Origin of the sequence: Candidatus Accumulibacter vicinus (genome assembly GCF_000584955.1) — a bacterium.
GTDB lineage: Bacteria > Pseudomonadota > Gammaproteobacteria > Burkholderiales > Rhodocyclaceae > Accumulibacter > Accumulibacter vicinus.
The window spans coordinates 80,596-86,845 of sequence record NZ_JDSS02000037.1 but is presented as its reverse complement, the minus strand read 5'-3'; the positions used below and the strand labels follow the sequence as shown (position 1 = coordinate 86,845).

At 64.6% G+C, this 6,250-nt stretch carries 8 protein-coding genes; 6 read left to right on the top strand and 2 right to left on the bottom strand.

Annotated features, from left to right (window positions below; genetic code table 11):
- Positions 1-773 (bottom strand): hypothetical protein (locus tag CAPSK01_RS23440; protein ID WP_273703862.1); only part of this gene is annotated, 773 nt, incomplete at its 3' end.
- Here CAPSK01_RS23440 and CAPSK01_RS23435 point away from each other — a divergent pair.
- From CAPSK01_RS23435 to CAPSK01_RS23430, 6 genes are all read left to right on the top strand, one after another.
- Positions 724-993, top strand: a complete 270-nt coding sequence (locus CAPSK01_RS23435; protein ID WP_273703861.1) for a hypothetical protein — start codon at positions 724-726, stop codon at positions 991-993. The two genes, CAPSK01_RS23440 and CAPSK01_RS23435, sit on opposite strands and share 50 nt — an antisense overlap.
- Before the next feature lie 20 nt (positions 994-1,013).
- Positions 1,014-1,235, top strand: a complete 222-nt coding sequence (locus CAPSK01_RS16210; RefSeq protein ID WP_273703860.1) for a hypothetical protein — start codon at positions 1,014-1,016, stop codon at positions 1,233-1,235.
- Positions 1,232-1,519: a putative quinol monooxygenase gene (locus CAPSK01_RS16205; protein ID WP_034929025.1), complete on the top strand. Its 288-nt coding sequence runs from the start codon at positions 1,232-1,234 to the stop codon at positions 1,517-1,519. The genes CAPSK01_RS16210 and CAPSK01_RS16205 overlap by 4 nt, the downstream gene beginning before the upstream one ends.
- A 10-nt stretch (positions 1,520-1,529) precedes the next feature.
- Positions 1,530-2,369 carry an alpha/beta fold hydrolase gene (locus tag CAPSK01_RS16200; RefSeq protein ID WP_273703859.1) on the top strand — a complete coding sequence of 280 codons (840 nt, stop codon included), beginning with the start codon at positions 1,530-1,532 and terminating at the stop codon, positions 2,367-2,369.
- Positions 2,370-2,396: 27 nt separating this feature from the next.
- Positions 2,397-4,037: a 3-(methylthio)propionyl-CoA ligase gene (locus CAPSK01_RS16195; RefSeq protein WP_034929022.1), complete on the top strand. Its 1,641-nt coding sequence runs from the start codon at positions 2,397-2,399 to the stop codon at positions 4,035-4,037.
- A 78-nt stretch (positions 4,038-4,115) separates the two neighbouring features.
- Positions 4,116-5,762 (top strand): caspase family protein, encoded by a 1,647-nt coding sequence (locus tag CAPSK01_RS23430; RefSeq protein WP_273703858.1) that lies wholly within the window; start codon positions 4,116-4,118, stop codon positions 5,760-5,762.
- 82 nt (positions 5,763-5,844) lie between these two features.
- Here the strand turns inward: CAPSK01_RS23430 and CAPSK01_RS16185 are convergent.
- Positions 5,845-6,250 (bottom strand): response regulator (locus CAPSK01_RS16185; RefSeq protein ID WP_273703857.1); only part of this gene is annotated, 406 nt, incomplete at its 5' end.

The window sequence follows — 6,250 nt, the reverse complement described above, 5'->3', positions numbered from 1 at the left end:
TCCAGCCAATGGCGGCGCTGCCGCACCTGCAGCGCGCCGTCGAACTCGATCCGCAGGCAGCCGAGGCGCATTACAACCTCGGCAAGGCCTTGCAGGAGCAGGGCGAGGTCGCCGCCGCCGAACGCAGCTACCGTGCGGTGCTGCACCTCGATCCTGATCACCCGCTGGCGCGCCTGAACCTCGGCAATGTGCTGCTGGCGCAATGGCGCGGCCCCGAGGGTCTTCCGCATTACCGCGCGGCGACGCGGGCAATCGACGATCCTTACGTACAGAGCAACTGGCCCATGCTGTTGAATTTTGCGGTCGAACCCTCGGATGAGGAGGTTTTCGCCGCACATCGCGAGTTCGACGCGCGGATGATCGCGCCGCTGGCCGGCCTGATCGTTGCTCCGCTCAACCCGCCCGACCCCGGACGGAGACTGCGCATCGGCTATCTGTCGCGTGACTTCTGCCGCCACGCCGTGCGCTACTTCCTGCTGCCGATCATCGAGCACCATGACCATCAGGCTTTCGAGATCTGCTGCTACTACTTTCGTGACCGCGCCGACGAGGTGACCGAGCTTTTCCGCCGGCATGCCGACCGCTGGGTCGATTGCCACGATCTCGACGACGACGAACTGGCCGCGCGCATTCGTCGCGATGGCATCGACATCCTCGTCGATCTGGCCGGCTACACTGATCGCAATCGTCTGCTCCTGCGAGGCCCTGTGGATGGGGGTGCCGGTGGTCTCGCGTTGCGGTGGCCGGCAGGTCGCGCGGCTGGGTCTGAGCATCCTGAACCAGGTCAGCCTCGGCGATCTGGTCGCCGACTCGGCCGAGCACTATGTCGAAACCGCGCTGGCACTTGCCAACGACGCCAATCGCCTGCGCTGCCTGCGCACGACGATGCGCGCGCGCCTGCTGCAGTCGCCGCTGATGGAGCACGCGGGTTTCACACGCGAACTGGAAGCCTCGTATCGCGAGGTCTGGCGGCGCTGGTGTACAGGACGCTGAACCTCTGACAGGAAGCGGGTGTGCGTCTTGCCCGGCTGGCCCGGATGATCACCTTCCCATCGCCACCCCTGATCGACGATTTCGCTGCATCCAAGCGCCAGCGCGGCACGTATGAAGGAATGATGAACAGGAACGACCGAAAGGAAATGGATGAACAGCCATCAGTGGACGGCGACCCCTGGAAAGCTGACGCGTTTCTGCTGCCTTTTCTCAAGACCCCCTACGCAAGGAGGACACGATGATCAGAATCATGGCCCGAATTACCGCTCGCTCCGGTAGAGAGAACGAACTGCGGTCGGTGTTGCAGGATTTGCTCGGCCCAAGCCGCCAGGAAACCGGCTGCATGAGCTACGAGCTGTTTCAGAATCAGGACGATCCGCTGGAGTTCGTGACCGTCGAGCAGTGGACCGATCAGGCCGTCGCTGACGCTCATCTGGCGAGCGCCCATGTGGCCAGGGCGATCACGCTGGCGGGCGAACTGCTGGCGCAGCCTCCCCTGATCCATCGCTTCAGTCTGATCGGTTGACATGGCCGGGGTGAGCATTGTCCATGCCCGGGTCGCTGCCGACATCGGCGCGCTGTGGCGGCGCGTGCTGGTGGTCGTCGCCGCATTGGCCGGCAGTTCGTATCTGGCCGCACTGGCCTGGGTCTACTGCTACCAGGAAACCCTGATCTTTCAACCCGATCCGCTGCCGGCGACATACCGCTTTGCGCTTGCCGACGTGCATGAGGTCGACATCCCGGTTGCCGGCGCGACGCTCTCGGCGCTGCACCTGCAACTGCCGAATCCGCGCGGAGTGGTTTTCTATCTGCATGGCAACAACGGCAATCTGGCGACCTGGTTCAGCAATGTCGAATTCTACCGGGAGGCCAACTACGATCTGTTCATGTTCGACTATCGCAGCTACGGCAAGAGCAGCGGCCGCATCGAGAGCGAGGCACAGCTTCGTGCCGACGTGCTGGCCGCCTGGCATTTTGTTGCACCGCAATACGCCGGCAGGCGCAAGGTGATTTTCGGGCGGTCGCTCGGCACGGGGCTGGCTGCCGGCCTGGCGGCAGCGGTGCAGCCCGACCTGACAATCCTGGTCTCACCGTATTGCAGCATGGCCCAGCTCATGCATTCGCATTATCCGCTGCTGCCGACCTGGTTGTTGCGTTACCCGCTGGCGACCTGCCAGGACGCCTCGCTGTTGCGCGGTCCATTGCTGCTGGTGCATGGCGAGCAGGATCGGCTGATTCCGGTCACGCATAGCGAACAACTGTTGTCCGTCGCACCGCAGGCGCGCCTGCTGCGACTGCCGGCGGCGGCACACGCCGACGTCCACCGCTTCAGTGCCTACACCGAACAACTACTCAGGGCGCTGCAAGCACTTTGACTTCAACCGAGACAAGGAGGATACCTCATGCTCAGGGGACTCATGCAGGAGCGGCCGTTGCTGGTCTCGTCGCTGATCGAACACGCGGCACGTTGCCATCCACAGGCCGAGATCATTTCGCGTACCAGCGAGGGGCCGCTGCATCGTTGTACCTATGCCGACATCAGCCGCCGTTCCAGACAGGTGGCGAACGCCCTGACCGCGCTGGGGGTTGCAGCGGGCGAGCGGATCGCCACCCTGGCGTGGAATGGCTACCGGCATATGGAGTTGTACTACGGCGTGTCGGGGATGGGAGCGGTTCTGCACACCATCAACCCGCGTCTGTTCCCGGAACAGATCGAATACATCGTCAGGCATGCCGAAGACCGATTCCTGTTCTTCGACCTCGGTTTCGTGCCGATCGTCGAAAAACTGGCGCAGGCGGTCCCTGGCGTCCGCGGTTTTGTCGTCATGACCGATCGGGCGCACCGGCCGGTGTGCAACATTCCCGGCCTGCTCTGCTACGAGGATCTGCTCGGCGCTGCGTCCGATGCCTACGACTGGCCACAGTTCGACGAACACACCGCCTCGTCGCTGTGCTATACCTCCGGAACCACCGGCAACCCGAAAGGCGTTCTCTACTCGCATCGCTCGTCGGTACTGCATGCGTGGGCCGCCTGCGCGGTCGACGGCCTGGCCATCGGCGTCGCCGAAACCCTTCTGCTGGTGGTTCCGATGTTCCACGTCAACGCCTGGGGAATGCCCTACGCCGGCGCCATGAGCGGTGCCCGGCTGGTGATGCCCGGCCCGGCGCTCGACGGCAAGAGTGTCTATGAACTGCTGCGCGACGAGCAGGTGACGCTGGCCCTTGGCGTACCCACGGTGTGGCGGATGCTCCTGCAGCATGTCGATGACGCCGGGTTGAAGCCCCGGGACGAACTGTGCCTGCGCCGTGTCGTGATCGGCGGTTCATCGGCTCCGCGCGCGATGAGCGAAGCCTTTGCGAACACCTTCGGGGCTTTCGTCGTTCATGCCTGGGGAATGACCGAGATGTCGCCGGTCGGAACGGTCTGCAATCTGCTGCCCAAGCACGAGGGCTACACCCTTGAACAGCAACTGGACATCCAGGAGAAGCAGGGGCGGGCGGTCTATGGTGTCGAGATGAAGATCGTCGACGATCAGGGTGAGCGCCTGCCGCAGGACGGCCAGGCCGCCGGCCACCTGCTGGTGCGCGGGCCGTGGATCACCAGCGGCTATTACCAGGACGAGGGCGGCGGCATCGTCGATGCCGATGGTTTCTTCGACACCGGCGACGTCGCGACCATCGACCCCGATGGCTACCTGCAGATCACCGACCGTTCCAAGGACGTGATCAAGTCCGGCGGCGAGTGGATTTCGTCGATCGCGCTCGAGAATGCTGCAGTGGCACACCCGGCGGTCGCCGAAGCGGCGGTGATCGGCGCGGCGCACGATAAATGGCAGGAAAGGCCGCTGCTGGTGGTCGTCAGAAAACCCGGCCAGGCGCTGACCCGCGAGGCGATGCTCGAGTTCCTGCAGGGCCGGGTGGCGAACTGGTGGATCCCGGACGATGTCGCCTTTGTCGACGAACTGCCGCATACCGCGACCGGCAAACTGCACAAGCTGAGGCTGCGGGAGATGTTCAAGGACTATCGTCTGCCATTGGCGTGAGCGCAGAGGAAGTGGTGACGGGCGGCATCTGGCATAATCGGTCCTGCGTGCCCATCAACCCAAGGAAAGCAGACTGCCATGAAGCCACCACGCCCTGCCCAAAAAGCCACCGCACTCTGTATCTGTTTGGCGCTTCTTGCACCCCTGAGCGCCTCGGCTGTCGCGCCCGAGCCGACAGCGGGACGGATCGCCCTGGTGATCGGCAACGGCGCTTATGTCGCCTCACCGCTCGTCAACCCCGCGCGCGATGCGCGCGCGGTCGCCGAACGCCTGCGCGATGCGGGGTTTCGCGTGACGCTGAAGGTGGACGCGCCGCGCCGCGAATTGCAGGAGGCCATCCGCGGTTTCGGCGACGCGCTCGCGCGCGACAACCGGGCGGTTGGTGTCTTCTACTACGCGGGCCATGGGGTCCAGCTCAACTGGCGGAATTTCATGCTGCCGGTGGATGTACGCATCACCCGCCCGTCGGATATTGCTGCGCAGGGGGTCGACGTCGGTCTCCTGCTCGAAAGTCTCGGCCGTGCGCGCAATCCGCTCAATCTGGTGATTCTCGACGCCTGCCGCAACAATCCCTTTGGCAGCGATTTTCGCACCGACGACCGGGGTCTCTCGCAGCTCGACGCGCCGCCCGGCACGCTGCTGGCCTATGCGACTGCACCCGGCAACACCGCCGACGACGGGGAGGGTGCGCACGGGCTGTACACCGAGAACCTGCTCAAGGAAATGAAAGTGCCGGGCGCACCGGTCGAAGACGTCTTCAAGCGCGTTCGGCTGGCGGTGCGACGGGCTTCCGAGGGCGCGCAGATTCCCTGGGAGAGCACCTCGCTGGAAGGTGATTTCGCCTTCGTCGCGGGCAGCGGTCGTGACCTGAGCCGCGAGCAGAAGGAGTTCGAAGCCGATCTGGCGACCTGGAACAGCCTGCGCGAAGCAAAAGATCCCGAGCCCCTGGAAGCCTTCATCCGGCAACGGCCAAGTGGCAAGTTTGCCGAGCTTGCGCAGCATCGACTCGACGTGGTCCTGCGCGAGCGCGGCGAAAAGCCTGTCCAGGCAGCGCCACCGCCGCCGCTTGGGCCGGAAATGTGCGTACCGGGCGCTGCCGACGGCAAGGCCGCTTCCTACAGCGGCAAGGTGGTTTCGTTCCGCCCCGGCGAGCGTTACACGTATCGCACCGTCGATCTCGTCAGCCAGACCGAAACCGCACGCAGCACGGATACCGTTCTCAGGATCGCTGGCGACGAGGTGTTGTACAACGACGGCAGCAAGGTGAGCGACCTGTTCGGCAACAATGTCCGCGCGCCTGACGGCACAAGCTGGACGCCCTACCAGTTCTTCATCAACGACTACGCGCTCGGCAAGCGCTGGCCGGCACAGTTCATCGTCACCCGGGCGGATGGCACGAAGGTCAATGTGCGCTTCGAGTTGCGTGTCGCCGCACGCGAGCGGATCACTTTGCCGGCCGGAACTTTCGACAGCTACCGCATCGAGGCTCGCGGCGTCGACCTGGGCAGCGGCGTTCAGCTCGACCGCACGGCCTGGGTTGCTCCCGAGAGGATGCGCGGCTTTCTGGCGATGGAAAATCTGGTTCGCAAGGGCGGATCGGTGATCGGAGGCGAGCGGATCGAGCTGGCCGACTACGCTGCCGGCGCTGCTCTGGCGACCCCGGACGCTGCGCCATCGGCAGTGAAAAAAGACAGGGATCATGGAGGCTGGCGACCGTCCTATTGATGTTTCGACTTCCCGGGGTTCACGATTCAGAGAAGTCGAGGGGCCAAGCGTGATCACCTTGAACACGACCGAACACTTGATCTTACCGATCGGTCCCAACATGGCCGTCGGCGCGCCGGGTGGCCGGACTCTGGCGACGGAGCACCTCCGCCAGGGCCTCGATCTGGATCGGCTTGGCAAGGTAGTCATCCATGCCGGCTGCGAGGCAGCGCTCCCGGTCCCCGGACATGGCATTGGCGGTCAGCGCCACGATCGGCACGCGTTTTCCGGGATGCTCGCGAGCACGAATCGCACGGGTGGCCTCATACCCGTCCATTTCCGGCATCTGGCAGTCCATCAACACCAGATCGAAATCCCCGGCGCCGCAGATCTCCACTGCTTCCCGTCCGTCGACGGCGATGCCGACTTCGCATCCGCAGTGCTCGAGGATCGCCAGGGCCACCGCCCGATTCACCGGGTTGTCCTCTACCAACAGCACGCGCAGGCCG